The organism is Mucilaginibacter sp. OK098, assembly GCF_900142915.1.
Taxonomy (GTDB): domain Bacteria; phylum Bacteroidota; class Bacteroidia; order Sphingobacteriales; family Sphingobacteriaceae; genus Mucilaginibacter.
In genome coordinates this window covers 361,742-387,388 of sequence record NZ_FRCM01000003.1, presented here as the reverse complement: position 1 = coordinate 387,388, position 25,647 = coordinate 361,742, and the positions used below count along the sequence as shown (strand labels likewise).

General features: G+C 41.1%; 28 protein-coding genes and 1 tRNA gene. 16 read left to right on the top strand and 13 right to left on the bottom strand.

Annotated features, from left to right (window positions below; genetic code table 11):
- Window positions 1–16: 16 nt before the first annotated feature.
- Entirely contained in the window at window positions 17–184 is a 168-nt protein-coding gene (locus tag BUE31_RS31020; RefSeq protein WP_159440667.1) for a hypothetical protein, read from the top strand.
- A 724-nt stretch (window positions 185–908) separates the two neighbouring features.
- Here BUE31_RS31020 and BUE31_RS11915 read toward each other — a convergent pair.
- The gene (locus BUE31_RS11915) at window positions 909–1,496 is read right to left on the bottom strand and encodes a YdeI/OmpD-associated family protein (protein WP_073403673.1); all 588 of its coding nucleotides are present in this window, start codon (window positions 1,494–1,496) and stop codon (window positions 909–911) included.
- Window positions 1,497–2,183: 687 nt separating this feature from the next.
- On the opposite strand from BUE31_RS11915, the gene BUE31_RS11910 reads away from it, so the two are divergent.
- The 4 genes from BUE31_RS11910 to BUE31_RS30555 all read left to right on the top strand — a co-directional run bounded on the left by BUE31_RS11910 (window position 2,184) and on the right by BUE31_RS30555 (window position 5,461).
- On the top strand, window positions 2,184–2,678 hold the full coding sequence (locus BUE31_RS11910; protein WP_234997803.1) for an ArsR/SmtB family transcription factor: 495 nt from the start codon (window positions 2,184–2,186) through the stop codon (window positions 2,676–2,678).
- Window positions 2,679–2,682: 4 nt separating this feature from the next.
- Complete coding sequence (locus BUE31_RS31435) at window positions 2,683–3,759, top strand: SRPBCC domain-containing protein (RefSeq protein ID WP_234997802.1); 1,077 nt, start codon at window positions 2,683–2,685, stop codon at window positions 3,757–3,759.
- Between the two features lie 140 nt (window positions 3,760–3,899).
- Window positions 3,900–4,430, top strand: coding sequence for a nuclear transport factor 2 family protein (locus BUE31_RS11895; protein ID WP_083619745.1), 531 nt, complete (start codon window positions 3,900–3,902; stop codon window positions 4,428–4,430).
- A 56-nt stretch (window positions 4,431–4,486) separates the two neighbouring features.
- Window positions 4,487–5,461, top strand: a complete 975-nt coding sequence (locus BUE31_RS30555) for a recombinase family protein (protein ID WP_083619853.1) — start codon at window positions 4,487–4,489, stop codon at window positions 5,459–5,461.
- Here BUE31_RS30555 and BUE31_RS11885 read toward each other — a convergent pair.
- A tRNA-Glu gene (locus BUE31_RS11885) sits at window positions 5,421–5,495 on the bottom strand. The genes BUE31_RS30555 and BUE31_RS11885 overlap by 41 nt on opposite strands.
- Before the next feature lie 305 nt (window positions 5,496–5,800).
- Between BUE31_RS11885 and BUE31_RS11880 the strand changes: the two genes are divergently transcribed.
- Genes BUE31_RS11880 through BUE31_RS11855 form a run of 6 tightly spaced genes read left to right on the top strand, consistent with a single transcriptional unit; the run spans window position 5,801 to window position 12,187 of the window.
- Window positions 5,801–6,082: a DUF427 domain-containing protein gene (locus BUE31_RS11880; RefSeq protein WP_073403671.1), complete on the top strand. Its 282-nt coding sequence runs from the start codon at window positions 5,801–5,803 to the stop codon at window positions 6,080–6,082.
- A 2-nt stretch (window positions 6,083–6,084) separates the two neighbouring features.
- Entirely contained in the window at window positions 6,085–7,470 is a 1,386-nt protein-coding gene (locus BUE31_RS11875; RefSeq protein ID WP_073403669.1) for a mercuric reductase, read from the top strand.
- A 9-nt stretch (window positions 7,471–7,479) separates the two neighbouring features.
- On the top strand, window positions 7,480–8,454 hold the full coding sequence (locus tag BUE31_RS11870; protein ID WP_073403667.1) for an ABC transporter ATP-binding protein: 975 nt from the start codon (window positions 7,480–7,482) through the stop codon (window positions 8,452–8,454).
- A complete protein-coding gene (locus tag BUE31_RS11865; protein WP_073403665.1) occupies window positions 8,447–10,015 on the top strand; it encodes an ABC transporter permease/substrate-binding protein in 1,569 nt (522 codons plus the stop codon). The genes BUE31_RS11870 and BUE31_RS11865 overlap by 8 nt, the downstream gene beginning before the upstream one ends.
- Window positions 10,016–10,020: 5 nt before the next feature.
- A complete protein-coding gene (gene egtB / locus BUE31_RS11860; RefSeq protein ID WP_073403663.1) occupies window positions 10,021–11,172 on the top strand; it encodes an ergothioneine biosynthesis protein EgtB in 1,152 nt (383 codons plus the stop codon).
- Between the two features lie 13 nt (window positions 11,173–11,185).
- Window positions 11,186–12,187: an L-histidine N(alpha)-methyltransferase gene (locus tag BUE31_RS11855; protein WP_073403661.1), complete on the top strand. Its 1,002-nt coding sequence runs from the start codon at window positions 11,186–11,188 to the stop codon at window positions 12,185–12,187.
- Between the two features lie 213 nt (window positions 12,188–12,400).
- Here BUE31_RS11855 and BUE31_RS11850 read toward each other — a convergent pair whose 3' ends face one another.
- The 4 genes from BUE31_RS11850 to BUE31_RS11835 all read right to left on the bottom strand — a co-directional run bounded on the left by BUE31_RS11850 (window position 12,401) and on the right by BUE31_RS11835 (window position 15,623).
- Window positions 12,401–13,378 (bottom strand): integrase core domain-containing protein, encoded by a 978-nt coding sequence (locus tag BUE31_RS11850; RefSeq protein ID WP_073403659.1) that lies wholly within the window; start codon window positions 13,376–13,378, stop codon window positions 12,401–12,403.
- Window positions 13,379–13,468: 90 nt separating this feature from the next.
- Window positions 13,469–14,236, bottom strand: a complete 768-nt coding sequence (locus BUE31_RS11845; protein WP_073403657.1) for an exodeoxyribonuclease III — start codon at window positions 14,234–14,236, stop codon at window positions 13,469–13,471.
- A 36-nt stretch (window positions 14,237–14,272) separates the two neighbouring features.
- Window positions 14,273–14,983, bottom strand: a complete 711-nt coding sequence (locus BUE31_RS11840; RefSeq protein WP_073403655.1) for a peptidylprolyl isomerase — start codon at window positions 14,981–14,983, stop codon at window positions 14,273–14,275.
- A 289-nt stretch (window positions 14,984–15,272) separates the two neighbouring features.
- The gene (locus tag BUE31_RS11835) at window positions 15,273–15,623 is read right to left on the bottom strand and encodes a hypothetical protein (RefSeq protein ID WP_143167116.1); all 351 of its coding nucleotides are present in this window, start codon (window positions 15,621–15,623) and stop codon (window positions 15,273–15,275) included.
- 943 nt (window positions 15,624–16,566) lie between these two features.
- On the opposite strand from BUE31_RS11835, the gene BUE31_RS11830 reads away from it, so the two are divergent.
- Both BUE31_RS11830 and BUE31_RS11825 read left to right on the top strand, forming a co-directional pair.
- Complete coding sequence (locus BUE31_RS11830) at window positions 16,567–16,902, top strand: hypothetical protein (protein WP_143167096.1); 336 nt, start codon at window positions 16,567–16,569, stop codon at window positions 16,900–16,902.
- Between the two features lie 137 nt (window positions 16,903–17,039).
- Window positions 17,040–19,541, top strand: a complete 2,502-nt coding sequence (locus BUE31_RS11825) for a TonB-dependent receptor (RefSeq protein ID WP_073403649.1) — start codon at window positions 17,040–17,042, stop codon at window positions 19,539–19,541.
- Window positions 19,542–19,605: 64 nt separating this feature from the next.
- On the opposite strand, the gene BUE31_RS11820 is transcribed toward BUE31_RS11825, so the two are convergent.
- Complete coding sequence (locus BUE31_RS11820; protein ID WP_073403647.1) at window positions 19,606–19,989, bottom strand: winged helix-turn-helix transcriptional regulator; 384 nt, start codon at window positions 19,987–19,989, stop codon at window positions 19,606–19,608.
- A 100-nt stretch (window positions 19,990–20,089) separates the two neighbouring features.
- On the opposite strand from BUE31_RS11820, the gene BUE31_RS11815 reads away from it, so the two are divergent.
- A complete protein-coding gene (locus BUE31_RS11815; RefSeq protein WP_073403645.1) occupies window positions 20,090–20,455 on the top strand; it encodes a DoxX family protein in 366 nt (121 codons plus the stop codon).
- A gap of 104 nt (window positions 20,456–20,559) precedes the next feature.
- Here BUE31_RS11815 and BUE31_RS31315 read toward each other — a convergent pair whose 3' ends face one another.
- The 3 genes from BUE31_RS31315 to BUE31_RS11800 form a co-directional block, all read right to left on the bottom strand.
- The gene (locus BUE31_RS31315) at window positions 20,560–20,721 is read right to left on the bottom strand and encodes a hypothetical protein (protein WP_200801913.1); all 162 of its coding nucleotides are present in this window, start codon (window positions 20,719–20,721) and stop codon (window positions 20,560–20,562) included.
- A 112-nt stretch (window positions 20,722–20,833) separates the two neighbouring features.
- Window positions 20,834–21,172, bottom strand: coding sequence for a cupin domain-containing protein (locus tag BUE31_RS11805; protein ID WP_073403641.1), 339 nt, complete (start codon window positions 21,170–21,172; stop codon window positions 20,834–20,836).
- 1 nt (window position 21,173) lies between these two features.
- Window positions 21,174–21,545 (bottom strand): MmcQ/YjbR family DNA-binding protein, encoded by a 372-nt coding sequence (locus BUE31_RS11800; RefSeq protein WP_073403639.1) that lies wholly within the window; start codon window positions 21,543–21,545, stop codon window positions 21,174–21,176.
- 312 nt (window positions 21,546–21,857) lie between these two features.
- On the opposite strand from BUE31_RS11800, the gene BUE31_RS11790 reads away from it, so the two are divergent.
- Window positions 21,858–22,859 carry a hypothetical protein gene (locus BUE31_RS11790; RefSeq protein ID WP_073403635.1) on the top strand — a complete coding sequence of 334 codons (1,002 nt, stop codon included), beginning with the start codon at window positions 21,858–21,860 and terminating at the stop codon, window positions 22,857–22,859.
- A 150-nt stretch (window positions 22,860–23,009) separates the two neighbouring features.
- On the top strand, window positions 23,010–23,330 hold the full coding sequence (locus BUE31_RS11785) for a hypothetical protein (RefSeq protein WP_073403633.1): 321 nt from the start codon (window positions 23,010–23,012) through the stop codon (window positions 23,328–23,330).
- Window positions 23,331–23,467: 137 nt separating this feature from the next.
- Here the strand turns inward: BUE31_RS11785 and BUE31_RS11780 are convergent, their stop codons facing one another.
- The 3 genes from BUE31_RS11780 to BUE31_RS11770 all read right to left on the bottom strand — a co-directional run bounded on the left by BUE31_RS11780 (window position 23,468) and on the right by BUE31_RS11770 (window position 25,558).
- On the bottom strand, window positions 23,468–24,088 hold the full coding sequence (locus BUE31_RS11780; RefSeq protein WP_073403631.1) for a hypothetical protein: 621 nt from the start codon (window positions 24,086–24,088) through the stop codon (window positions 23,468–23,470).
- A 1-nt stretch (window position 24,089) separates the two neighbouring features.
- Window positions 24,090–24,572: an RNA polymerase sigma factor gene (locus BUE31_RS11775; protein WP_073403629.1), complete on the bottom strand. Its 483-nt coding sequence runs from the start codon at window positions 24,570–24,572 to the stop codon at window positions 24,090–24,092.
- 176 nt (window positions 24,573–24,748) lie between these two features.
- Window positions 24,749–25,558 carry an SDR family oxidoreductase gene (locus tag BUE31_RS11770; protein ID WP_073403627.1) on the bottom strand — a complete coding sequence of 270 codons (810 nt, stop codon included), beginning with the start codon at window positions 25,556–25,558 and terminating at the stop codon, window positions 24,749–24,751.
- Between the last annotated feature and the right edge of the window lie 89 nt (window positions 25,559–25,647).

The window sequence follows — 25,647 nt, the reverse complement described above, 5'->3', positions numbered from 1 at the left end:
TTATAGGCTCCTTAAAATGAAAAATAAAAGGCCTACTAAACGAATTATAGAAAACGATGAAAGCTTTTTTTCGAAACATAACGAAGAAGATAAGTTAATGACTCTGATCGCTCAAATAATTGTAAACCATATTATGAGTGAAGAGGATGGCGATTTATCTGAAGAAAATAACATGGATAAATGACGGGTGTCCTAATACAATTCCAATTGAGCCCATACGGAAATTGGAATCCTAATTTTCAACCATCTAACTGACTATCAATTAATTATAGCTTATTGGGGAAGGGGGGGGGACGGAGATGGTCATAAAACAAACAAGTTGCTAATAATGAGATTGTTAGCAACTTGTTTGTGATGGTTTGTAGCCGTGAGTGGCAGAATCTCGAACTTTTTTCTTAAAGATTTGAAACGATTAGTGAGTTTTTAAGGTTTCAAACCTAAGTATTTACTCGCTGACATTCAATGTGTTATGTGCGGTTTTCAAGGTACTCTTTTTCCAGGGCTTCAAATTTCTGCGTTTTTTACTTAACATAATGTTAAGGTTTTGATAATCAGCGCCGCGAATATCCCTCTTAGTAGCACATATCCTGGCACCTTACGCAATGAGTTGGGTTTGAAGTATCATGAGTTGCTTTACGCTCATAGCTATAGTAGTAAATCCTCCAAAAAAATCTTCCGACTTGAGGGGTTTCTCTTTTAGTAGTGCTTAGAGTGCGAGAATGGGAACTATTTTAGTTATGGCAGCTATTAATTCCGGTATCTTTTGCTCAATACCCTCGACACTTTTATATAGCTCAAGTAATCTTTCTTCAGGCGATTTTTGTCTAAAATATAGCTCAATCACTGCCAGGTGGGTTTGCTGACGAAGGAGTAAAAGAGAATCCGGTGCTGCTTTCTGTTTCTTTTACCTAATGAAATTTCTCGCCCTTAGCCAGCATCTCCAGGATAATGTTCATTCGCTTTTCGCGGGTCTCCGGTTTTTTGGCGGTCTGAAGCCGCCAGGTGATTGCATATTTGTTGGTTTTGTTCAACGAGTTGAAAAAAGCTTTTGCCTTTTTGTTTTTTTCAAGGAGTTTGAGAAAATCGTCAGGGGTTGTCGAATTGGAAGGTGAATCATATGCGGCCGCTAGTCGCCCGTCTTTCTTTGCGTCTTCAAAGGCCTCCAATCCGGCGGCTTTCATTCTCTTTTCGTCCGTAAGCCGTTCAATATGTTCGACGTTTCGTTTAGACCATATACTACGTGCCCGGCGCGGCGTGAATTTCTGGATCCAGGAATCACTGTCAACTTTCTTCTTTTGTCCGTCAATCCAACCATAACAGAGTGCTTCGTCGAGTGCTTCTGCATATGTAACGGTTTTTTCACCCGACTCTTTGTTGAAAATGCGCAGCCAGATACCGTCTGACTTTGCATGATTGGCAGCAAGCCATTCCTCCCACGTACTTGCAGACGCAAATGATTTGATGGGAGCATCTTTCTTGTTTTCTATAGTACTCATTTAGCCTCCGTCCATTTAAAGCAGGACAGCCGATACTAACTTACAGAAATGTTTTTGAAATCAGATTCAGAAAGCCCCAAAAGCAATAAAAAAACGCCCCAATGAGCGTTTAACAGTTTGCCCCGGAATTGATGGTCAGCTTGTGCCGGAATCAGGTGGTCTGGTTCATCAGAATCTCCAATCCAAGTTGTTTATGACTTTATTACAATCGTTTACAAGGTAAATAAGGCGTCTTTCTAAATTAAAAACACGTAGTAAAGACGCAAGTTAATTTTGAGTGTTTTTGGAAGATTTGATTAAGAGGTCTGGAAAATAGTCCGTTTTAGAGCTTAGATGGCCTGTTTTACTTGGATTTTATAGTCAAAAATTCAGGTTCGGTTTTTTTAAGGAAGGCCTAAAATAAAAATAACTTACTGATTATCAGGAAATTATTTCCGCACGCCCGGTTAAGCGTCCACGCTTAACCGAAAAATAGTTGCGAGTGTCCACACTCGCGATAACATTTATGCAAAAAGCCGCTCTACTTTCGTAAAGCGGCTTCGTAGCCCCTAGGGGAAGCTTTTCGAACCCCTTTTTGCAAAATTTTCGGCTTTTAGCAAGCTGAAATATTAATCGGAATCCGGTATTATGTGATTACTTGGTTTTGTACGCGGTAGTCAATTATTTTTTGAAATCGTAAGCGCATTAATGGAAGTGCAGCATCAGCATCGTTTTAGAAAAAGGAACAAATTCCTGTATAGTGTATTGTCTCAAAGCCCGAAAACGATAATTGGTCTATTTTTTATAGGAATAGTTAAAATAAATTTGCGCAAGTCAAGCCTTGCGCATATATTTGCAAGCAATTACTTGCGCATTATGATACAAACAAGAGACATCTTTCAAGCAATAGCAGATCCGACTCGTAGACAAATTATAGGTATGCTGGCTCAGAAATCACTCAATGTTAATGCTATTGCCCAGGAGTTTAATATTACCCGGCAAGCAGTTTCATTACATGTCCAATACCTTAATGATTGCGGTCTTATTGTGATCAAAAAGCAAGGCAGGGAAAGATATTGCGAAGCTAAACTCGAAAAATTAAGTGAAGTCACGGATTGGGTAGATCAATACCGAAAATTTTGGGACAATAAACTGGACTCGTTGGAAAGCTATCTGGCTAAAATTCAAAAAAAGAAGAAATAGAAAAATGGAAAAGTATAATACGTTCAAACAAGAAGAGAACATGCTTATACATACAAAGATTCTCGATGCCCCAAGGGATTTGGTTTGGGAAGTATGGACCACCCCGGAACATATCAAGGAATGGTGGGGGCCGGATGGGTTTTCGCTAACTATAAGATCAATGAATGTAGGAACCGGCAAAATTTTGGACTCTGTTATGCATGGTTGGGGGCAGGATTTTGATAACAAAATTGAGTACTTGGAAGTAATGAAACCTTCCCTTTTATCTTATAAACATTTCGGGGAAAGCGAAGATTACAACTTTACAGTGTCCATTTTATTTGAGGAGGTTGAAGGAAAAACATTATTGACAATGAAGTCAGTGTTCAAGTCAAAAGCAATTATTGAAGAATTAAACAGAAGGGTTAAGGCCATTGAAGGCGCCAAGCAGACTTTAGATCGACTTGAAAACTATATTAAAATATTAGCAAGTAACAAACCCATTAATAAACCAAAAAAAATAGAAAATATGAGAAAGATAATTTCATTTATGCACATATCGCTTGACGGTTTTGTGGCAGGACCGAATGGAGAGATGAACTGGATCAAACTTGGTGAAGAAATTTTTGATCATGTCGGTAAGCGGATAGGCGAAACCGATACGGCGTTATATGGACGCGTAACTTACCGGATGATGGAAAATTACTGGCCCACCGCAGGAGACAAGCCGGATGCGAGCAAGCACGACATGGAACATTCAAAGTGGTATAACAAAGCTCACAAGGTTGTTTTATCGAAAACAATGAAAGACGCGGGTTTGACTGATACAACAATTATCAGCGACAACGTTTCGGATAAAATAAACGAAATAAAACAACAGGCAGGTGGAGAAATCCTGCTTTTTGGCAGCCCGACAGCCACACATGCACTTATTCAACAGAACTTAATTGATGGCTACTGGCTATTTGTTAATCCAATTATTCTTGGACAAGGCATTCCATTGTTTACTGACATCAAAGACAAAATAAAACTAAACCTGTTGACTACCCGACAATTTACTTGCGGGGTAACTGAACTGAATTACACAGTGGACAGGCAATAACAACGAACCGCTGACAGGATGTTAGCGGTCACTGAAACTAACGAATTAAGTTTTTGAAAATTTCCTTAACAAATCATCAATAGATTAATGATCCAGGACGATATATAAAAGCTGAGGGTCGGCAAATTCAAATCCACCATATGAAAAATGTAACAATCATTCTGTTATTTATAACACAGGCTTTCTCTGTAAAATCGCAGTCCGTCCCGGATTCCGTAACGCAACTAAATTCAAATGAATTCAGAAATTACATGGCTATACGCCAGTTAGTTGACAGTTTTGCCTATTATGCGGACAGGACCAATGCTCAACGGCAGGCGGCTCTTTTTGTTGAAAATGGTACGCTGGAAATTTATAGGTCAGAGCCCGATACAAGTAAGCCTGTTTTCGTGTTGAAAGGGCGCAAACAATTAGAAGAAGTGTTCAATGGCCTAAAAAAATATGATATGACGTTTCATCTTAACGGACAGAACTCGATCAAATTCGGGGATGATACAACCGGGACCGTCCAATGTCTTGCCCATCATATCTTTTTTGAAGACGGGAAAAGGACATTACAAACAGAAGCTATTCGTTATTATGATACTTATACCCGTCAAAATAACCTATGGCTGTTTGTAAAAAGAAAACTGGTTATTTATTGGGAAGACAAAAGATTGTCAACGCCGTAAATCCCTGTTTAGATGAGATGCAGTGAGTGAATTACCCTGGCCAACTAATTACCCGAATGGAAATAGCTCTGAATCGGCGGTGTATCAAAGGTTTGAAATGTGAAAGAAATAACTTTTGGAAAATCATTCGTAACCCTATTTATTGCGGAACCATCGTTGTTCCACCATATGAAGATGAAGAAATCCAGTTCGTTAAGGGACAGCATGAGCCGATTATATCTGAGGCCTTGTTTTATGAGGTTCAGGACGTATTGAACGGAAATAAAAGACAAACGGCTACTAAGTTCGTTTCGAGAGATATGTTGCCGCTACGGGGCTTTTTAGAGTGCCCTGATTGCCAGCGGATGCTTACCGGCAGCGCATCAAGAGGCAGGCATGGTAATTACTTTCACTATTACCATTGCACAGGCAAGTGCAAATGCCGCTTTAAGGCGGCAACTGTCAACGAGTACTTTGAGAACGAGTTGTTGAACTTTCAGCTTGCTCCCGGTATCGGTGATTTCTATAAACAAATAGTAATGGATGTCTTTCAATCAGAACATAAAACGGGATCAGACGGACGCAGAGTTATAGCTGAGCATATTGAAGAACAGGAGAAAATACTCTCCGATGCCCGTAAGCGGTTTATGATGGAAGATATAGATGCGGAGGACTTTAAGGCAATTAAATCAGAATGCAGCGAAGCCTTAAGGATACTGGAAGCAAAGCTTGCAGACATGCCTAATAAGGCCGATGGAATGAAAACTATCGAAGGCTTATTGGATATTGTTATCGAAAAATATTCCAACATACAGCTGCATTATAAATCTGCTGGTATCGTTGAAAAGCGTAAACTGATCGGTTCGATGTACCCTAAAAATCTGTGTTTCGACGGAAAGGCACATCGAACCCCTCGACTTAGCGAACTACTTGAGTTTATCTTGCAGATTAACAGGCAGTTACGAAGCATAAAAAAAGGGGAAAAGTTATCTTTTGATAACCTTTCCCCTCTGGTAGCCCGTAGGGGAATCGAACCCCTGTTTCTAGAATGAAAATCTAACGTCCTAACCCCTAGACGAACGGGCCTTTTTAAGGCATTTTCCCAATGATTTTGGATTTGGTAACCCTTATTTTGGGATTGCAAAGATATACGTTTAATGATAAATTAAAAATATTATTTGAAATTTTTTTAGTCCGAAAGTCGAAAAAGTCCGAAAGTCCGGAAGAAGCTGCATTTTAAGCTGAAAAATGTGGCAATTCCATTACAGTTTCCAGGCTTCCGGTCTCTTCTTTTTTACCGGCCTGACTTTACGGTCTTCCGGACTTTGCTGACTTTTCCGACTTGAAATTCAAATTAACCACCTATCTTTATAAATAAATACATACTAATTATGAAAGCTACATGGAACAACCAGGTAATTGCCGAAAGCAATGATACCGTTGTGGTTGAAAATAATCATTATTTCCCGATAGACAGTGTAAAGGTCGAATACCTTAAGCCTTCACCTGTGCATACTACCTGCCCATGGAAAGGCCTGGCATCATACTACAGCCTGGATGTTGACGGAATGCAAAACCCCGATGCAGCATGGTATTATCCCGAGCCTAAACCCGCAGCAGCAAACATAACCGGCTATGTGGCGTTTTGGAAAGGTGTTAAAATAACCGAATAAACATGAAGCAATACGATGCAATTATAATTGGCGCCGGACAGGCTGGCGGGCCACTGGCAAGAAAGTTGGCTGCTGCCGGAAAAAAGACAGCGATAATTGAAAAGCGATGGGTTGGCGGCACCTGCGTTAATGACGGCTGCACCCCCACCAAAACCATGGTTGCATCGGCTAAAATGGCTTACCTGGCGGCTAACAGCGGGCCGCTTGGCGTTAAAATAAAAAACTTTTCGGTTGATATGCCGAAGATAAAAAAGCGGAAGGACGATATTGTTCACCAAGCGCGTGAGGGCAACCAAAAGGGCATTGAAAAAACTCAAAACCTCGACCTGCTTTTTGGCGAGGCGGTATTTACCGGGGAAAAAACCATTTCGGTAAAGCTAAACAGTGGCAGGGAAAAAGAGCTTAAAGCCGACCTGATATTTATAAATACGGGCGCCAAACCCTTTGTGCCCGAAATTGAAGGGATAAATGATATCGGTTACCTTGATTCAACATCAATTATGGAGCTGGATCACATTCCGGAACATTTATTGGTGATTGGCGGTAATTACATAGGGCTGGAGTTTGGGCAGATGTTCCGCAGGTTTGGGAGCAAGGTTACCGTTATTGAAAGATCAGGCAGGATAGTATCGCGCGAGGATGAGGATATTTCAGAGGCGTTAACCAAAATTTTGAAGGATGAGAAGATCGCCATTCATACTAATGCCAGCGCTACCAGGTTTAAAAAGAAAACCGGTGGAAATATAGTAGCCACCATCAGCAAAGACGGTAAGGAAGAAAAGATAAAATGCTCGCATGTGTTGATAGCGGTTGGGCGCACACCGCAGTCAAAATCGCTAAACCTTGATTCAACCGGGGTTAAGGTTGATGATAAGGGGTTTATCATTATAAACGATAAACTGGAAACCAACGTGAAAGGTATTTATGCTTTGGGCGATGTAAAGCCCGGGCCGGCATTTACGCATATCAGCTATAATGACTACACTATAGTTTACCGCAATTTAATAGAGAAACAAAAACTAACGATAAAAGACAGGCCGGTTCCATACTGCATGTTTACCGATCCGCAATTGGGCCGGATAGGTCTGAGCGAAAACGAAGCAAAAAAGCTGGGCATTAAGTATAAAGTAGCAAAGCTGCCTATGGCTCATGTGGCCCGTGCCATTGAAACCGGTGATACCCGCGGCTTTATGAAAGCGGTGGTTGACCCGGATACTAAAAAGATCCTGGGCGCAGCTGTATTGGGGCAGGAAGGCGGCGAGATCATGACCGTACTGCAAATGGCCATGATGGGTAATATTACTTATGAGCAGATCCGCTACTGCGTTTTTGCCCACCCGCTGTATGCTGAATCATTAAATAACCTTTTCCTGGCATTGGAGGATTAACTGCTTTTTATGATAAAGGTTCAAAAGCTAAGCAAGCACTTCGGCAAGGTTAAAGCTGTGGATGAGATCTCTTTCGAAGTTAAGGAGCATGAGAACCTTATCTTGCTGGGTACAAGCGGCTGTGGTAAAACCACCACGCTAAAAATGATTAACCGCCTTATTGAACCTTCTGCAGGTAATATCTTTATTGATAGCAAGAACATATTTGAGCAATCGCCTGAAACATTACGGCGGGGGATAGGGTATGTTTTACAAAATAATGGGTTGTTTCCACACTATACCGTTGCCGAAAACATTGCTATTGTACCACAGCTACTAAAATGGGATAAAAAACGAACAGAAAAGCGGGTTGCCGAATTGCTTGAAAAGCTTCATCTCACAAAAGACTACCTGAACGTTTACCCCAATGAGCTAAGCGGAGGGCAACAGCAACGCATTGGCCTGGCAAGAGCTTTAGTGGCTGATCCGGCAGTGTTACTGATGGATGAACCCTTTGGTGCGCTGGATAACGTTACCCGTTCAAAAATTCATGCGGAGTTTAAGGCGCTTGACGAGCTGAAAAGAAAAACCATTATCATGGTAACCCACGATGTGCAGGAAGCCTTTGAGCTGGGCGACCATATTTGTTTGATGGATCAAGGCAAAATAATACAGGATGGTACACCGGCTGATCTCTTATTCAACCCCAAAAATAGTTTTGTAAAGGAGTTTTTGCAGGAGCAAAAACTACAATTGGAGTTTAAGGCCATTAAGCTAAACCAGCTCTCCCGGCCACTCAAAGGGGAGGCTGAAAAAGGAGTGGGGCAAAAAGTGAATAATATTTCGGCAGACGTTAGCTTTTGGAGTGTCCTTGAACACTTTAAGTTTGATGGGGTAGATGAGTTGAATGTCATTGATAAGGAAAATAATGAAACGTGGTCAGCGAACTTTGAGGAACTGATGTCGGCATTTTATCAATATAAAAAACAGCAGTTCCATGAATGAGCAGCAGCAAACTTTATGGGAATTTATGCAACAGCAAAGTGATAAGCTGCTTACCCAAACCCTGCAGCATATCGGGCTTACGTTTGTATCGTTATTTATTGCCGTTTTGATTGGTTTGCCGCTTGGAATCTTTATCACCCGGAAAAAAAACTTTTCTGGTCCTGTTTTAGGAATAGCAAGCATCCTGCAAACAGTGCCCAGTATTGCCTTATTGGGCTTTATGATCCCCCTTTTGGGTATTGGCGCCAAACCTGCTATAGTGGCTTTGCTGCTTTATGCCTTGCTGCCCATTATCCGTAATACCTATACCGGAATAACAGGGGTTGATGCAGCAGTTAAGGAGGCCGCCACTGCAATGGGCATGAGCAAATGGCAAATACTTTTTAAGGTTGAGCTGCCCCTCGCAATGCCCGTGATATTTGCCGGGATCCGCACGGCTACGGTAATAACGGTTGGTGTGGCTACGCTGGCATCATACATTGCCGCTGGTGGTTTGGGCGAATTTATTTTCGGCGGTATCTCCCTAAACAATACCAACATGATCCTGGCAGGCGCTATTCCGGCTGCTTTGCTAGCCATTATTTTTGATTTTTTGCTGTCGCGATTGCATAAACTCAATATAAAAAAACTAAGAACTGTTACTATTGATTTACCGCTGCTACTGCTCGTCCTCTCTTCCTTATACTTCATCCCGTCAGCCTATGGGACCAAGCTTAAAGCCGGCTTTACGCCCGAGTTTATGGGCAGGCAGGATGGCAACCTCGGGCTCATCAGCAAATATGGATTAAAAATTCAAACCCTGGTTATAAATGATGCGGTAATGTACAAAGCTGCTTATGAAAAACAACTGGATGTGATTAGCGGCTATTCAACAGACGGCCGGTTAAAAGCATATGACCTGGTGGTTCTGGATGATGATAAAAAAATATTTCCGCCTTATTATGCCGCTCCAATTGTGAGAGAAAATTCGCTAAAAAAATTTGCATTGTTGGAAAAAATACTAAATTTGTTAGCTGGAAAAATAAATGACAGCACTATGACTGCCTTAAATTATAAGACTGATTATCTTCACCAAAGCCCAGAGCGGGTGGCAAAAGATTTTTTAGTTGCTAATAAATTATGGAAGCCGGCACGTAATGGAAATGACGGAATTGTAAGGATAGGATCAAAAATATTTGGCGAGCAATATATTTTGGCAAGTATTTACAGCATGCTGATAAAAGGTTATACCAATTATGATACTTCTACAAAAACCGGCCTTGGCGGAACTAAAATTTGTTTTGACGCTTTGACAAATGATCAGATTGATTTTTACCCGGAATATACGGGAACAGGCTTGCTGGCCATTTTACAGCCATCGCCAAAAACAATTGATTCATTAACGCACAGCAAGGATGAAACTTATAATTATGTGCAAAAGGAGTTTGAAAAAAAGTATAAAATAAAATGGCTAAAGCCAATTGGCTTTAATAATGCCTATGCTTTAATGATGAGGAAAAAACAAGCAAAGGGTTTAAATATTAAAACAATTTCTAACCTTAAACGATATTTGGATAGATAACAATCATGAATATAGCCGACTGTTATATAAAAGTGCGCAAGCGGACGGAGCAAATTTGTAGTCCATTACAAACAGAGGATTACGTGGTGCAGCCCGTGGTTGATGTTAGTCCTCCTAAATGGCACATAGGCCACGTTACCTGGTTTTTCGAAACTTTTATCCTTAAGCCTTACTTTATGGGCTACCAGGAATATAACCCTGATTACAATTACGTATTTAACAGTTATTATGAAACCGTTGGCAACCGCGTTATCCGCACCGACAGGGGTAATTTAAGCCGACCAACCGTAGCTGAAATTTACAAATACCGTGAGTATGTTGATGAAGCCATGGCTAAGTTTTTATGCGAAGAGCCAGGCGATGATATTAAAGAGTTGTTGATCCTGGGTTTTAACCACGAAGAGCAGCACCAGGAGCTTTTGTATACCGATATTAAATACATTTTAGGTCATAATCCCCTATTCCCGGCTTATTCAAAAGCTTATGTATCGCCAAAGATTAAGCAGGATGAAGGTGGTGAATTTATAAAGCTGGATGAAGGCATCTACGAAATAGGTTTTAAAGGCGAGGGCTTTTGTTTTGATAACGAGCTAAACCCGCACAAGGTTTATTTGAATGCTTTTGAGATCAGCCCAAACCTGGTTACGAATGCCGAATACCTTGAATTTATAAACAACGGCGGCTATCACGATTTTCGCCACTGGCATGCCGAGGGCTGGGATTGGGTAAAAACCAATAAGGTTGAAGCGCCGCTTTACTGGCATTTAATTGATGAAGAATGGCACCACTATACCTATCATGGTTTGGAGCCTTTAAACTTAAAAGAACCCGTTTGCCACATCAGCTATTTCGAGGCATATGCCTATGCCGCATGGAAGGGCTTAAGATTACCCACAGAGTTTGAATGGGAAGCTGCCGCTCCGCAATTTAGCTGGGGTAAAAGCTGGGAATGGACAGAAAGCTCGTACCTGCCTTACCCGGGCTTTGCCAAAGCGCCGGGTGCAATAGGGGAGTATAATGGCAAATTTATGGTTAATCAAAAGGTATTGCGGGGCGCATCGGAAGTTACATCGCCGGGGCATAGTCGTATTACCTATCGTAATTTTTTTCAAACTAATTTAAGATGGCAATTTACCAGCATAAGGCTGGCTAAGTAACAAACTACCACCAATGAAGAACATTGAACCAACGTTAGCAAAGGCCGAAGTAAACGGGCTTTCAAATTGTAGAACAGGCTTGTTTTATGAGGATGTAATATGCGGGCTAAGCTCAGCACCTAAATTTTTGAGCTCGATGTATTTTTACGACGCAAATGGCGATAAACTTTTCCAGGAGCTGATGAACTGCGAAGAGTATTATCCAACCAATTGCGAGCTGGAGATCTTTTCTGAAAAAACTGCTGAGATCTGTAATGCAATAATAGGCGCCGGTGATGCCTTCGAGCTAATAGAGTTAGGCGCCGGCGATGCCACCAAATCCGCCTATTTATTAAAATATCTTTTAGAGCAAGGGGCTGATTTTAGTTACCTGCCTATTGATATCTCATCTAACGTAATATCATACTTAAACATAACCCTGCCCGTAACGCTGCCCGGCCTGCAAATGACTGGCCTTAACGGCGAGTATTTTGATATGCTTACAAAAGCGGCCTCTATCTCAAATAAACGCAAGGTGGTTATGTTTTTAGGCTCAAACGTTGGTAATATGCCGGTTGATGTTGCTGAAAAGTTTTGCCAGGATGTGCGCAATCACTTATCGCCGGGCGATATGCTGCTGATTGGTGTCGATTTGAAAAAGAATCCTAAAACTGTTTTAGCAGCTTATAATGATAAGGAAGGCATCACCAAAAGATTTAACCTTAACTTGTTAGAGCGGATAAACCGTGAGCTGAATGCCAATTTTGATATCAACCAGTTTGAGCATTATCCAACCTATGACCCTGAAACAGGCGCCTGCAAAAGCTACCTGGTTAGCCTGATTGACCAGGATGTAAGGATAAATGGCATGGAAACTATCCATTTTGAAAAAGATGAATACATTTTTATGGAGATCTCGCAGAAATTTACCGTTGAACAGGTTAACCAGATGGCTGTAAAAGCCTCATTTAAACCTGTTGGTCACTTTTTTGACAGTAAGCATTGGTTTACTGATGCCATTTGGGTAGCGGAGTAACACTTTAAATAATAACGTCATTGCGAGGCTGGTTGCTTACAACCGGCTTCGAAGCAATCTCTGAACTATGCATGTAATTGAGCAATTAGTTATGTGGCCACCAATCAGCGGCTGTAAGGTCCATCAGCATTAAGGTGCATTGATTGTCCTTCGCAGCGGTTGCTTCGTACCTCGCAATTGTAAAGGTTTGATAAATTGGCAATAGAATTAGTATTATTTTTTGTTGTTTAGGGAGGCCATTTCGCTAGGTTTTTTTCCATCAATACCCTGATGTGGCCTCTCATTATTGTAATAAACTAAATACTGCAATAACTCGTCTTTTAATTCATCAAGCGAATCAAAGTCCGTTTCGTGAATCAAGTCTTCTTTTAAAGTCCGCCAGAAACGCTCGACCTTGCCGTTGGTTTGTGGTCTGTATGGACGTGTATAACGGTGTTTGATATCCAGTTCGATGAGTAATCGTTCAAAAGGATGTCCATGCTTTTTTTTACTTTGAGCAGGCCCAAACTCGGGGCCGTTATCAGATATGATCTCCTCAAACTTAATACTATATTCATTATTGAGGTAGTTCATACATTTCAGAGCCGCAAACATTACACTCAGAGCCGTGATGTCTTCCGTTACCTCTGCCCAGGCGAGCTTTGAATAATCATCTAACAGGCAAGCCAGGTAAAGCTTACGGTTTTGCCCCCGAATAACACTTTTACTTAAATGATGGCAATCAATATGGCCTAACTGTCCCATACGTTCTTTAATGATCTTACGTTTGTTCTGCTTAAGTTTGGGTGTTAAGCGGTTCTTTTGGTAACGCTTTAAGATATTATATACCCCGGACGCAGATGGGGTGAATTTATGTAATTTCGGTTTAAGAATATCTACGATCTCTAATTTGCTATTACCCTTTTCACGCAATTCCAGCACCTTGTTCTCTATGAAGCGGATGGGCCGGCGCGTACGGTACTTAGGGCCACGTTTACCCGGTAGCAGGTCAATCTCTTTTCCCGACTGTTTAAACCTATTATAATACCGCAGAAAATTGCGCGGGTCGGTATCATGCACATGGTAAAATTCCTTCGCAAACTTAAACTTTGGATGCTGCTTTGATTTGACCAACTCATATTCTTTGATCATAAAGTGATATTTATCCAGGTAGCGCTGCTGAAACCGATTGTCGTTTGTTTTTATTGGCATAACTTATTAGATTATATTTCAAATCTAATTCTGTTGCCAAATTATCTGACTTTTACAGCAATGACGCTCAAAAAAGCACGAATATTCACGCTAAAACTCCAGCTCCAACAGCACCGGGCAATGGTCTGAATGTTTTGCTTCAGGCAATATAGCGGCTCTTTTAATATTCCCTTCCAGCGTGCGGGTAGCCATATTATAATCAATCCGCCAACCTAAGTTTTTAGCGCGCGAATTTGCCCGGAAGCTCCACCACGTATAATTATGCGGTTCCTTATTCATATGACGGAAGGTATCAATATAGCCCGACTCAATAAAATTCTCCATCCATTCCCGCTCTTCTGGTAAAAATCCGGATGAATTAGCGTTTGATTTTGGGTTATGGATGTCAATTGGCCTGTGGCAAATATTATAATCGCCGGATACAACCAACTTTGGGCATTGTGATTGCAGCAACTCCAGGTAGCGGCCAAATTCATCTAAAAAACGATATTTAAAAGCCTGTCGGTCATCCCCGCTTGAGCCCGATGGAAAGTAAACACTCATCACGGATACCTCATCAAAATCAACCCGGATATTACGCCCCTCGCGATCATAGTCGCTGATGCCGCAGCCATATTCAATGTGTTTTGGTGTTTGTTTGGTAAAGATGGCTGTACCGCTGTATCCCTTTTTTTCGGCAGGGTACCAGTAATGCTCGTAACCCAGGTCTTCAACCAATTTTAAGTCGGTAAGTACATCAGGCGTTGCCTTAATTTCCTGCAAACAAACTACATCTGCATCGGTTGCCTGCAGCCATGCCAGCCAGTTTTTGTTTATTGCCGAGCGGATGCCGTTAACGTTATAGGTGATGATTTTCATTTCGGATTTCGGATGTTCGATTTCGGATTTTAAATTTTATTTGGCCTCGGGGAAAAGTAATTCATCCAATTGATTGCATTCTTTTTTACTAAGCAATTCAACCGTCATGGCTACGTTTTCTGTTGGACGGTCATTACCGTCCTTTTTAACAGCGGCTATCCTGTCAACCATATCAATGCCTGACACTACTTCGCCATAAACGGTGTAGCCATGATCAAGATGTGGCGCGCCCCCAACTGACTTGTAATATTCCCTTTGCCAGGCCGGTATTTTAAATCCCTTTAAGCGTGTATTTTCCAGGGTATCCATCTTGCCATCGGTAAAGCGTTTGCCTTCAACAATATAAAACTGACACCCGCTTGATGCTTTTGCTGCGTTATCATCCCTTGCTGCTGCCAATACGCCGCGTTTATGGAAAAGACTATCCCTGAATTCGGCCGGGATAGTATAGCCAACATCCCCATTGCCAAGCTCGGCGCCGGGTTTTGCCTTAGTCGTGTCCCTCGAATCCGGATCACCACCCTGGATCATAAAGTTTTGGATCACCCGGTGAAACAATGTTCCGTTGTAAAACCCCTTTTTTACCAGCTTGATAAAGTTATCCCTGTGTTTTGGGGTTTCATTATACAGGCGGATTATACAAGTGCCATAGCTGGTTTTTATCCGCACATACTGGTTTTTTGGTCCTTTGGCAAAAGCGGTGGTAATAACCAGTAAAATAAGGGCAGTAGTAAACAGTTTTTTCATATTTGTGATTTTGTTATTCAAAAAACAACTAAAAACCTTGTCATTGCGAGCGTAGCGTGGCAACCGCACGCCGTACACAACCGCCAATGCAAGTTTTACACCTTTCTATTCGCTCTGTATAGCATGCGATTGCTTCGTACCTCGCAATGACAGGTTGTTTTATTCATATCCCCACTGGCTGTGTCCTCACAGCCAGCCGCCAGACAGGGATGGGTTAACAATAAAGAACACACATACCCATTAACCAACCGCAGCTTCTTTCGGACTTCCGGACTTTTCCGGCTTCTCCTCACTCCACCAATCCCAACTCCTGGAAGTAATCAATTATTAATGATTTCAACACCATTTCCTGTTCAAGCAGGGTATAATTAGGGATAACGCCTACCCGTTTCCAGTGCGGCCAGCCATCCTGGTCCAGTCCCTCCAGCTCATAAAAGCCCATCATACTAAACAGTTTGCAGTTGGCTATATGCATCAGCTCTTCCTTTTGACGCTTGCTGAACTTGCGCGGGCCCTGCCCAAGCTCCTGCACCCCAATAAGGAATAGCATTACCTTTATATCCGGTTTTTCATTATCAAACTCATCAGCAATCCGCTGTTGTAATGCGCTCCATTTTAAATTGATCTCTGCAGGTTTCACGGGAACAAATATAAGGTAGTTCATGGTTCATAGTTGATGGTTCATAGTAAAAAGTTAATGGAGGCAGTTCATAGTGGATGGTTCATAGTTCATGGCCGCTGCAATTGGCTGTTGGTTCATGGATGATGGTAAGTAGCAATTTAAGACTCTATGTCGCTTTGCGTGGTATTTCTTTATAGAGCCATGGGCTCGAAATATTTTGTAACGCTGGGTTTTAACCCAGCGCAGATAAAACTCGCCAAACAAAGTGCCATATACACGACCAATATGGCATAAATGGATCGAACATACTGTTCTTTTCGTTATTCTTTACATCATCAACGGATTAAAATCCGTTGTTACAAGATAGGCCGAGGCGATGCCTCTGAATACTCCATCTCAAAAAGCCTGCTGATCGTTCATGGCGGTTGCAATTGTCCGTTGGTTCATGGGTGATGGTAAGTTGTAGTTTTGGGTACTTGTGTCATTTTGCGTGATGGTTCTTTATAGAGCCATGGGCTCGAAATATTTTGTAACGCTGGGTTTTAACCCAGCGCAGATAAAACTCACCAAACCAAGTGCCATAGGCACGGCCAATATGATGTAAATGGATCGAACATACTGTTCTTTTTGTTACCCTTTATATCGTCAACGGATTAAAATCCGTTGTTACAATACAGGTCGGGGCGATGCCTCTGGGCGCTTCATCTAAATAATTCTAACGCTATTCCTTTCAACAAACTTTTTAAGATGTGAAGCCACTGTTTAAATAACCGGCAAAAGAAAGTGTACGCACACAAAAAGCCAAGAGCCTAATCTTTCTTTTCTTCTCCCATGAACTATGAACCATCAGCTATGAACTTTTTACGAATAGCAATTTTGTTGCATTTAAACAAGAATGTTACCTTCTTTAAAATTTTAATTGTCTAAGTTTGCAACTTACTGTAAAAAGGTAACTGAAAGTTTGAAAAAAAACAAATACCATATTGTCCAATCGTGGATCTTGCTGATCTGTTTTGTAGCAGGCCAGTATATGGTATATGCTCACCAGCATAAGCTGATCCAGGGAGCAAAACAAACTTATTCAGCAAATCAACAGCAGCCCAAACAAACCCTTACCGAAAAATGCCAGCTCTGCGATGCCATGCATCATAACAGTATGGTAATGGCCGGCCAGGTAAACTTTTCTTCGGTTGCCGCTGCAAACTATGTTTACAAATCTCCCGTTTATAATTTTACAAGTTTAGCGCTTGTACTCTCCGGTGGTCGTGCCCCACCCTTTGCCAATTATTCAGTTTAAACTTAAAAGCTAAAACGCTTTCTACGCATTAAGTAATGATCATCTGATTTAATGTAATTTTTTGGACTAATATCAGTCTGATAGAATAAACAATTAATGAACCGGATCAAATTTTCAATATCAACCAGGATACTATAATGAAATATAAGATAAGAATATTAAGCCTGTTATTTGTACTTATATCAAGTACTATAATTGCGCATGCTGCTATAAAAATAAAAAAAGATGATGATGCAGGTACTATTTCCGGTACTGTAACTGATAAAGCTGATGGGAAACCGGTTATAGGCGCAACTGTAAATATACCCGACCTGAGGCGTGGCGCTATTACTGATGTAAATGGCCATTATACATTAGAAAAATTGCCTAAAGGCGTTTACCTGGTGCAGGTAGTGTATTTAGGTTATGCCACCTACAACCAAAAGGTTGATTTCTCAAAAACAACAACACTTGATATTCAGCTGAAAGCATCGTCAATTGAAGCCGGAGAGGTAGTTATTACCGGTGTGAGCAAAGCAACTGAAATAAAACGTGATCCTGTGCCAATGGTGGCTGTGGGTAAAACTTACCTTGATCAGCGTTCGGCAGCGGGAAACGTTATTGATATGATTGCCAATTTGCCGGGTGTTAGCGCAGTAACAACCGGGCCAAACGTTTCTAAACCTTTTATACATGGATTAGGTTATAACCGTGTAGTGACCCTGCAGGATGGAATCCGCCAGGAAGGCCAGCAATGGGGTGATGAGCACGGTATTGAGGTAGATCAAAACTCTATTGACCGTGTTGAGGTGATTAAAGGACCGGCCAGCTTATCCTACGGGTCAGATGCTATTGGCGGAGTTGTAAACCTTATTACGCCGTCGCCGGTTGCTGATGGTAAGATCCTGGGATCGGTACAGGGTACTTACGGTACTAATAATGGTTTGCTGAATGGCTCGTTCAGGCTATATGGCAATCAAAACGGACTGGTTTGGGGTACCATCTTATCCGCCAAAGAAGCAAAGGATTACCAGAATCAGCATGATGGCAGGGTATATGCCACAAACTTTAAAGAAAAGGATGCACGTTTTATGGTAGGCCTTAACAAGGCATGGGGAACATCGTATTTAAATTTCTCATTATTTGATGACCAGCAGGCGATTCCTGATGGCAGCCGCGATTCGCTAACACGTAAGTTTACCAAACAGATTACAGAAGCCGACCTATCGCGTCAGATAGTTTCTCCATCCGAATTAAATTCATACAACATCCCGGTTTTGCATCAGCATGTACAGCTTTACCGCATCTATAATAACAGTAATTTTAATTTAGGCAGTGGAAACCTTATTGTTAATTTGGGTTACCAGTATAGCCACCGCAGGGAATATACCCACCCAGAAGATGCTGATGTAGCAGGCTTAAACCTTCACCTCAGCACCTATACTTATGATGTTAAATACAACTTTGACCTTGGAAAAGGTTATGAAACCACAGCCGGCATAAACGGACAATACCAAAATAATACCATAGGCGATGCTACCGATTTCCCGATCCCGGCCTATCACCAGTTTGATATTGGTCCGTTTCTGATCGTGAAGAAAAGCTTTGGCAAGCTTGATCTTTCGGCAGGCGCCAGGTTTGATAGCCGTTCATTCCACGGCCAGGCGGCTTATATTGATACGCTTGCCGGAAAATATCCGCAATTGTACACCGGAGCAGATCCTAATAACGCCCCTAACGTAGTTCCGCAATTTACTGCCCTGAATAAAACATTTACAGGATTTAACGGAAGCTTTGGCGGTGCTTATAATTTCTCAGACAAATTTTTGTTAAAAGCGAACATCGCCCGCGGTTTCAGGGCGCCGAGCATTGCCGAGCTTTCAGCAAATGGCCCCGATCCGGGTTCGCAGATCTACCATGTAGGCGACAGTAATTTTAAACCGGAGTTTAGCACACAAGAAGATATCGGCGCTTTCCTTACCCTGCCAAACGTTTCATTTAGTGTTGAATTATTTAACAATAATATCCAAAACTATATCTTTCAGCAGCAGGAGCTTAATGCCGATGGCTCGCCCGTTATTACGCAGGGCTATAATACTTTTACCTATGTGCAGAGCAAGGCAAGGATAAATGGCGGCGAATTCAGCCTCGACATCCATCCGCTTAAATGGCTGCATTTTGAAAACTCACTTGCATTAACCTACGGTCAAAACCTGGGTACAGGCGGCAAAGTTGCAGACAGCTTAAAGTATCTTCCTTTTATCCCGCCACTGCATACTCACTCAGAACTGAAAGGGAATTTCAGCAAAGGGTTCGGCAGTTTCAGAAATGTATATGCCTTTGTAGGGTTTGATCACTTTAGCGCACAGAACCGCTTTTTTGCGGCATACGGAACAGAAACCTACACTGCCGGCTATAACCTGTTAAGTGCAGGGATAGGTAGCGAGCTGGTAAACTCAGCCGGAAAAACAGTTATCAAATTGTTTATTGAAGGCACCAACCTGGGTAATGTAAACTACCAGTCGAACATGAGCCGATTGAAGTATTTCGATAATGCAAATGTACCGGCTGGCGTTCAGCCGGGGATCTTTAATATGGGGCGTAATGTAAGCTTTAAGGTAGTTGTACCTTTCGACTTGTCGCCGCATGTAAAATCATAATTTAAATATCTACCTATAAAATGAAAGTCCTGCCCTTAAAAAGCGGGATTTTTTATTGAAGGGATCAGGCTGCAGACGCTTTCCGTATCCCTTTTATAATCCGTTCACGGTGCTGCATACCCCAGTTTTTCAATTCTGTAACTACCTTATCTAATGACCGGCTGTAAGGCGTAAGCTCATACATTACGCTAACAGGAGTGGTGGGGAAAACTGTGCGGGTAACAAACTCATTCATTTCCAGCTCCCTTAATTCTTTTGAAAGAATTTTTGGTGTTATGCCGTCAAGCGAACGCTGGATGTCGTTAAAGCGTTTCGCCCCGTTTGAAAGGGTAACTATCAATGGCAACTTCCACTTCCCATTTAAAACGTACAAGGCATCTTTTACAGCCATTACACTGGCATTACAGGCCTCGGGGCTGTGTGCTTCATTTCCAAAATGTGTTTCCATAATATTGAGTACTATCCCAAAGGATAGCGCTATCCTTTGGGATAGTACTATTCTTTTGATAGTAAAGGTAATTACTTTTGTTCTCAAATAAAAAAAGAAAATGAAAGCTTTAAAAATCACTTACTGGGTCACCACTTCAATTGTTGCATTAATGATGACCTATTCCGCCTATGCGTATTTAACCCAACCCGCCATGACACAGGCATTTAACCACCTGGGATTTCCATCATATTTCAGGATTGAGCTGGCCGTTGCTAAACTTATCGGCGCTATATTGATCATCACACCACTTAGCTCAAGAATAAAGGAATTGGCCTATGCAGGGTTTGCTATCACATTTATATCAGCCTTTATTGCCCATACCGCTTCCGGCGATCCTGTTTCCATAAGGATAATGCCCGTAGTGTTTTTGGTATTACTTTCGGTATCGTACTATACTTATTATAAGCTGCCAAAAGCAGTGTAATTGTTCTATTTATTATCCTGAACAGTAATGAAGTATAAGCTTTTTCGCTAAAGTTCAAGTGATAGTTCTTTACTATGTTCAGGATAATAAAAAAATAAGGTAATTTATTTCCTGAACATCGAGGCTATCCAGATAATAATAGCAATAACAATTATAACTGCAATAATACCGACAACAGCTCCAGCTTTAAATATGCCGGCAATTACGGAGCAACTGCTTAAGCAAAGCATCAATAAAATGAGCGACGGAAAATATAATCTTTTCATGGTAGTTTTTTTTACCATGTATAATATGCCAAAAGGAGAATAAGTTTTAGTTGAGAAGATTTATTTTAACACCGCCCAGCCTTGCATTGACGCCTTTAAGTATTAATTGTAATTATAAATTCACCCTGTCTCCGTGTGCCTTTGGTTCAGATATTACCAGGAAATGCAGATCAGTATTACCCTTATTTAAAATCATATGTTTTGTATTTGGCAGGATATGGATTGATTGATTAGCCAGAACAGTACTTAGTTTTCCCTCAACTTCAAAAGTGGCAATGCCGGATAGGATGTAAAATACCTGTTGCGCATGGTGATGATAATGTAGCTGCTCACCAGTTTCGGGAGGCATGCGTTCCTGGATCACGCTTAGCGTGGCCGACTTTAACAAATGCCAGCCATCGCATTGTTCGCCCCAGGTATAATGTTCAGCATTTTTGGTTGAGGTAATCATGTTAAATGTTATTTATGTTTTGCCCTTCCTCATATTCCTTTATTAACTTTTTAGTGGCCCGGTTGTGCCATGCAGTTAGCAACAATGCTGTAAGGTCATCCGGCGATACGGTTTTAAGGTTGATGAGCATGTAATCGTAATTAAAATAATGGTCAGTTATAAAAAAGGCATCCGGATTTGCCGTTATCCACTTGTCGCGTTGCAGCGTTTGCAGCACCAGGGTTTCACCATCCTCTTTTAGCCGTGCAAAATACTTTTTATTTACATAAAACGCCGGTGTGTCAAAGCACAGTTTCTCCGTAACGCCGGGCAGCACCAGCAATGTTTTGCGGATAAATTCAAGGTGGACGTAAGCTATGGTAAACAGTTGCATAAAGCTAATCTCGGAAGAAGATTTGAAATGGCAGGAATTTGTTGTTAGAAGCTTTTAAATTATTCTCCATTAACAAACGTTGGTATCCAACTAACTTACAGATGATAAAGTAGTTTTACGCTATAAAATAGCGTGTTTTTACGGTATATACTAAACCATATTCCTATTACTTTTATAGCGTAAGTAAGGGTTGTATAGCAGCCACTTAAAGGAATTCTGTCCTCGCAATAACGGCCTTTGATGCCACCCATATAAACAACACCCCGGAAAGCCGAAAAGGGGTTTACAGAGTAGGCGCTTAACCCTTTTATCATGTTCAACTCAACAGTAATTGATCTTGTTATCCTGCTGTCGTTCATTTATTTTGTGGGCAGCCTTGTTATATCCTCAATTAACGAAGGTATTGCCAGCGCGTTGAGCCTGCGGCCTGACGCGTTGAAAACAGCACTCGAGAATTTGCTTTTTAGCCCGGCATGGTGCGATTTTGTTCAAACCAAACTCATTACCAGCCCACATATCCAGTCGTTGATGAAGGCCACTGATAAATACCCATCTTATATCCCGGCTAAAAACTTTGTGCTTGCTATAATTGGTGAAATAGGATCAGATAATTATAAACAGGGCCGCCTGCAGGCAGCCATTATGAGGTCAGGACTACCGCCTGAATTTCAAAAGGTACTGAGCGACATTGCTGCTTCGGTAAGTAACGATATCAATGATTTTGAAAAGAGCCTGGAAGCATTTTATAATAATGCCATGGATAGGGCAGGTGGCGTTTATAAAAGGAAAATAAGGATGATTACCTGGATAATTGCTTTTATCCTGGCCTTCTTCCTGAACCTTGATACCATTAAGATTGTAAAGGACCAGCTGGCAGATACCAAAAAACTGGATCAGACAGTGGGTAACCTGGCGGCACAGATCTCTAACATAAAAGTTGATTCCGGAACAGTGAGTATTACAACCAAAGATGGCGTAATATCCGTTAGCCGTGAGCAAGCTGTTAAAACAGCTGCAGCAACCATAAAGAATACGAATACGCCAAAAGATACGAGCAATAACCTTAACAGGAATATTAAACAGGCTAAAGATCTTACCCTGTTCCTGCAGCAAAATTCAGGGTACAACCTTGGATATACCGGAAGGGATGACTTTAACAGGCAATGGCACGGTTTCAGCGCAATACTTCTAAAATTATTGGGCATAATAATAACCTCATTTGCATTGCAGCTTAGTTCAGGTTTTTGGTTCGATCTATTGAATAAGGCAGTTAATATCCGCTCATCAGGCAAAAAACCGGATACAGATAAATAAGGAAGAACTTAATACAAAAAAGGAAGAAAAACTGGATGGTTAGGAAGCATAAATAAATTAGGGATTAAGATGTAGTTAACAAGGATAAACGTTGAAAGCTATTTCCAAATTTATCCCTAAATTTACCCTTATCATATTCAGCCATCTCCCATGAAACAAAAATTCCATTACGACACTGTTACAGAAGCCATTGAGCAACTTAAAAAACAGGGTTATACGCTTGATCTGAACTTAAAGGAAAATCATTTTGTGGCAGGCGAGCAACAATTTCCGGCAGATGAATTTGAGATAGTTGACCTGTATCGTTATGAAGGCCCTTCTGATCCGGCTGATGAGGCTACGGTTTATGCACTGGCTTCGGCATCGGGTATAAAGGGAATATTTGTGTCGGGCTATGGGATCTCAACTGATGATGACTCAACAGAAACATTGAAGCAATTGCATTATAAATATCATCAAAATAAGAGCTAAAAAGAGGTTGTCTTAAATCTAAAAATGACTTAAAATAATATTTGGTCTCTGTGATCTTTGTGTACTCTGCGGTTTATTTTTAACCACAGAGTCCGCAAAGAAAGCACAGAGCAACACGGAGTTTTTATTATCTGCACTTATTCTTCATTCAACTCTGCCAAATCGGCTTCTAAGGAGGCTATCCTCTTGAAATATTTTATTTTATAATAAATATGGCTTCCTATTAATGATACGATAGTTAAAGCACCGCAAAGCATTAGCACAATGTTTGTTGGTATTGCCCAATAGGAGTTAATAAACAATTTTAGGAAAGCATAAAAATATACCGGGTAAAGAAAAAGGTAGATAACGTTCATCAGCACATAAAATCTTTTAAATTCAGCTATTGTTTTGGTTAACGTTTCTTTCAGATTTTCGCTGCGGTAAATAGTGAAAATATTTTGCTGTCGTTTATAAACCCATATGGTTACAAGGGCATAAATTATCATTATAGCTACATATATCACAGCCTGGCTAAAAGTGGTATTTTTATCCGGAAAGAAATAGTGTCCGGGCAAGATCATTAAAAGCATTACGATCAGCGCTGTGCAGATCACTTTACCAAGTTTGCCCCAGTAAACATTTCTTTCGTGTAACTGGCCTAAGGTGTTTGTTGCGTTCATAAGTATAGGGTTTAATGTTTCAGGTGTATGTTTTTGTTGCTTAAATTCTTTTTGCTGGATAGTGTTCCAGTGCGCTTTAAAATCGTCCAGTTCCATATTATCCAATATTAATAAGTGTTCTTAATTTTGCCTTTATCCTGTTAAGCTTAAACCCCACGTTTGATTCTGAAAGACCCAGGATCTCTGCTATTTCTTTATAGCTGCAATCATCCATGTACAGCATGGTTAATGCGCGCTCAACTTCAGTAAGTTTTTTTATAGCTTCATACATTTGAGCTATATCTTCATCAACATTATCATTTCCGGCTGCTGCCACATGGAACGCTTCATCATCCAGACCGGCAAATTTTTCGCGCCTGGTTTCTTTTCTTAACCGGGTAATGGCATTGTTAATTGCAATGCGGTACATCCAGGTTGATACTTTTGAATCGCCCTTAAATACAGGATACGATCGCCAAAGCTGCAGCACTATATCCTGGAAAAGATCTTCCTTATCCAATTTATTGTTGCAATACATATTGCAAACCTTATAGATGAGGCCCTGGTTTTCGGCAATGAGTTTAAGAAATTGATCTTTCAAAAAAATATTGTTTATGCAATTAGTCGCACAGTATCTGGAAAACTTAGCAGAATTTTAAATTTTATTTTTTGAGAGGGATGCAGAGACGCAATTTTTATAAAAAAAGAGCAAAAAAAAGACTTACGAAGTTTTCAAAACTTCGTAAGTCTGATCAGGAACGTATTTTTTATTATAAACTATTTTATCCCGTAATGGTCATTCATCAACTTTTCAAACAAGCCACCAGGCAATACGTGTTTTAAAGTTTTGGCAATTGTTTGTCCGAATGCTCCAACCAAATAACGATGTGCCGGGCTTGATGAATCAACTATCTGGCATAGTTTTTTGCCTATTAAGTCCGGACTGGCGCCTATGCTTTCGTCCTTTTCCATGGCAGCAACAGCGGCATTATATTCTTTCTCCAGCATTTCGTTTTTTATCGGGAAAGCAACTTTCTCACGATTTTGGGTGAAGTCTGATTTAAAGTCTCCGGGGTTAATAAGCGTTACTTTAACACCCGTATTGCGCAACTCCATCCGCAAGCTTTGGGAGTATCCCTCAATAGCATATTTTGATGCGCTGTACATGCTCTGATAAGGCAAGCCAAATAGCCCGGCCAATGAGCTGATGTTTACAACAAGGCCGTTTTTAACGGCTATCATATGCGGCAGCACCGCGCTGCTAACGCGTACTACGCCAAAAAAGTTAACTTCAAATTGTTTTTTAGCGCTTTCAACCGGCATGGCGTAAGCCGGACCGGTAACACCGTTGCCGGCGTTGTTTACCAGCACATCAATGCGGCCTTCGGCTTTAATAATTTTATCAATGGCAGCGTTTACCGATGCATCGTCAGTAACATCCAGTTCAATAGGTTTAAATGATACCGATTTGATGCGTTTCAGATCGCGGGATGAACCATAAACCGTATGCCCTTTTGCCTGAAGCGCTGTAGCGCAGGCCAAACCTATCCCGGATGAAGCACCGGTTACAAGAATTACTTTACCCATTGTTTTGTTATTGCTTAATGTGTTGATTTAGAATAATGCCGAGCCGTAAAAATGCGAATAAAAACGAAAGGGGGAAAATTGTTTTTTAA

Bases quoted from the DNA above. Each gene is read 5' to 3' on its own strand.
- BUE31_RS31020 (WP_159440667.1), top strand. From the start codon at position 17: ATGAAAAATAAAAGGCCTACTAAACGAATTATAGAAAACGATGAAAGC.
- BUE31_RS11915 (WP_073403673.1), bottom strand. From the start codon at position 1,496: ATGAGTACTATAGAAAACAAGAAAGATGCTCCCATCAAATCATTTGCG.
- BUE31_RS11910 (WP_234997803.1), top strand. From the start codon at position 2,184: ATGGAAGTGCAGCATCAGCATCGTTTTAGAAAAAGGAACAAATTCCTG.
- BUE31_RS31435 (WP_234997802.1), top strand. From the start codon at position 2,683: ATGGAAAAGTATAATACGTTCAAACAAGAAGAGAACATGCTTATACAT.
- BUE31_RS11895 (WP_083619745.1), top strand. From the start codon at position 3,900: ATGAAAAATGTAACAATCATTCTGTTATTTATAACACAGGCTTTCTCT.
- BUE31_RS30555 (WP_083619853.1), top strand. From the start codon at position 4,487: ATGGAAATAGCTCTGAATCGGCGGTGTATCAAAGGTTTGAAATGTGAA.
- BUE31_RS11880 (WP_073403671.1), top strand. From the start codon at position 5,801: ATGAAAGCTACATGGAACAACCAGGTAATTGCCGAAAGCAATGATACC.
- BUE31_RS11875 (WP_073403669.1), top strand. From the start codon at position 6,085: ATGAAGCAATACGATGCAATTATAATTGGCGCCGGACAGGCTGGCGGG.
- BUE31_RS11870 (WP_073403667.1), top strand. From the start codon at position 7,480: ATGATAAAGGTTCAAAAGCTAAGCAAGCACTTCGGCAAGGTTAAAGCT.
- BUE31_RS11865 (WP_073403665.1), top strand. From the start codon at position 8,447: ATGAATGAGCAGCAGCAAACTTTATGGGAATTTATGCAACAGCAAAGT.
- egtB (WP_073403663.1), top strand. From the start codon at position 10,021: ATGAATATAGCCGACTGTTATATAAAAGTGCGCAAGCGGACGGAGCAA.
- BUE31_RS11855 (WP_073403661.1), top strand. From the start codon at position 11,186: ATGAAGAACATTGAACCAACGTTAGCAAAGGCCGAAGTAAACGGGCTT.
- BUE31_RS11850 (WP_073403659.1), bottom strand. From the start codon at position 13,378: ATGCCAATAAAAACAAACGACAATCGGTTTCAGCAGCGCTACCTGGAT.
- BUE31_RS11845 (WP_073403657.1), bottom strand. From the start codon at position 14,236: ATGAAAATCATCACCTATAACGTTAACGGCATCCGCTCGGCAATAAAC.
- BUE31_RS11840 (WP_073403655.1), bottom strand. From the start codon at position 14,983: ATGAAAAAACTGTTTACTACTGCCCTTATTTTACTGGTTATTACCACC.
- BUE31_RS11825 (WP_073403649.1), top strand. From the start codon at position 17,040: ATGAAATATAAGATAAGAATATTAAGCCTGTTATTTGTACTTATATCA.
- BUE31_RS11820 (WP_073403647.1), bottom strand. From the start codon at position 19,989: ATGGAAACACATTTTGGAAATGAAGCACACAGCCCCGAGGCCTGTAAT.
- BUE31_RS11815 (WP_073403645.1), top strand. From the start codon at position 20,090: ATGAAAGCTTTAAAAATCACTTACTGGGTCACCACTTCAATTGTTGCA.
- BUE31_RS31315 (WP_200801913.1), bottom strand. From the start codon at position 20,721: ATGAAAAGATTATATTTTCCGTCGCTCATTTTATTGATGCTTTGCTTA.
- BUE31_RS11805 (WP_073403641.1), bottom strand. From the start codon at position 21,172: ATGATTACCTCAACCAAAAATGCTGAACATTATACCTGGGGCGAACAA.
- BUE31_RS11800 (WP_073403639.1), bottom strand. From the start codon at position 21,545: ATGCAACTGTTTACCATAGCTTACGTCCACCTTGAATTTATCCGCAAA.
- BUE31_RS11790 (WP_073403635.1), top strand. From the start codon at position 21,858: ATGTTCAACTCAACAGTAATTGATCTTGTTATCCTGCTGTCGTTCATT.
- BUE31_RS11785 (WP_073403633.1), top strand. From the start codon at position 23,010: ATGAAACAAAAATTCCATTACGACACTGTTACAGAAGCCATTGAGCAA.
- BUE31_RS11780 (WP_073403631.1), bottom strand. From the start codon at position 24,088: ATGGAACTGGACGATTTTAAAGCGCACTGGAACACTATCCAGCAAAAA.
- BUE31_RS11770 (WP_073403627.1), bottom strand. From the start codon at position 25,558: ATGGGTAAAGTAATTCTTGTAACCGGTGCTTCATCCGGGATAGGTTTG.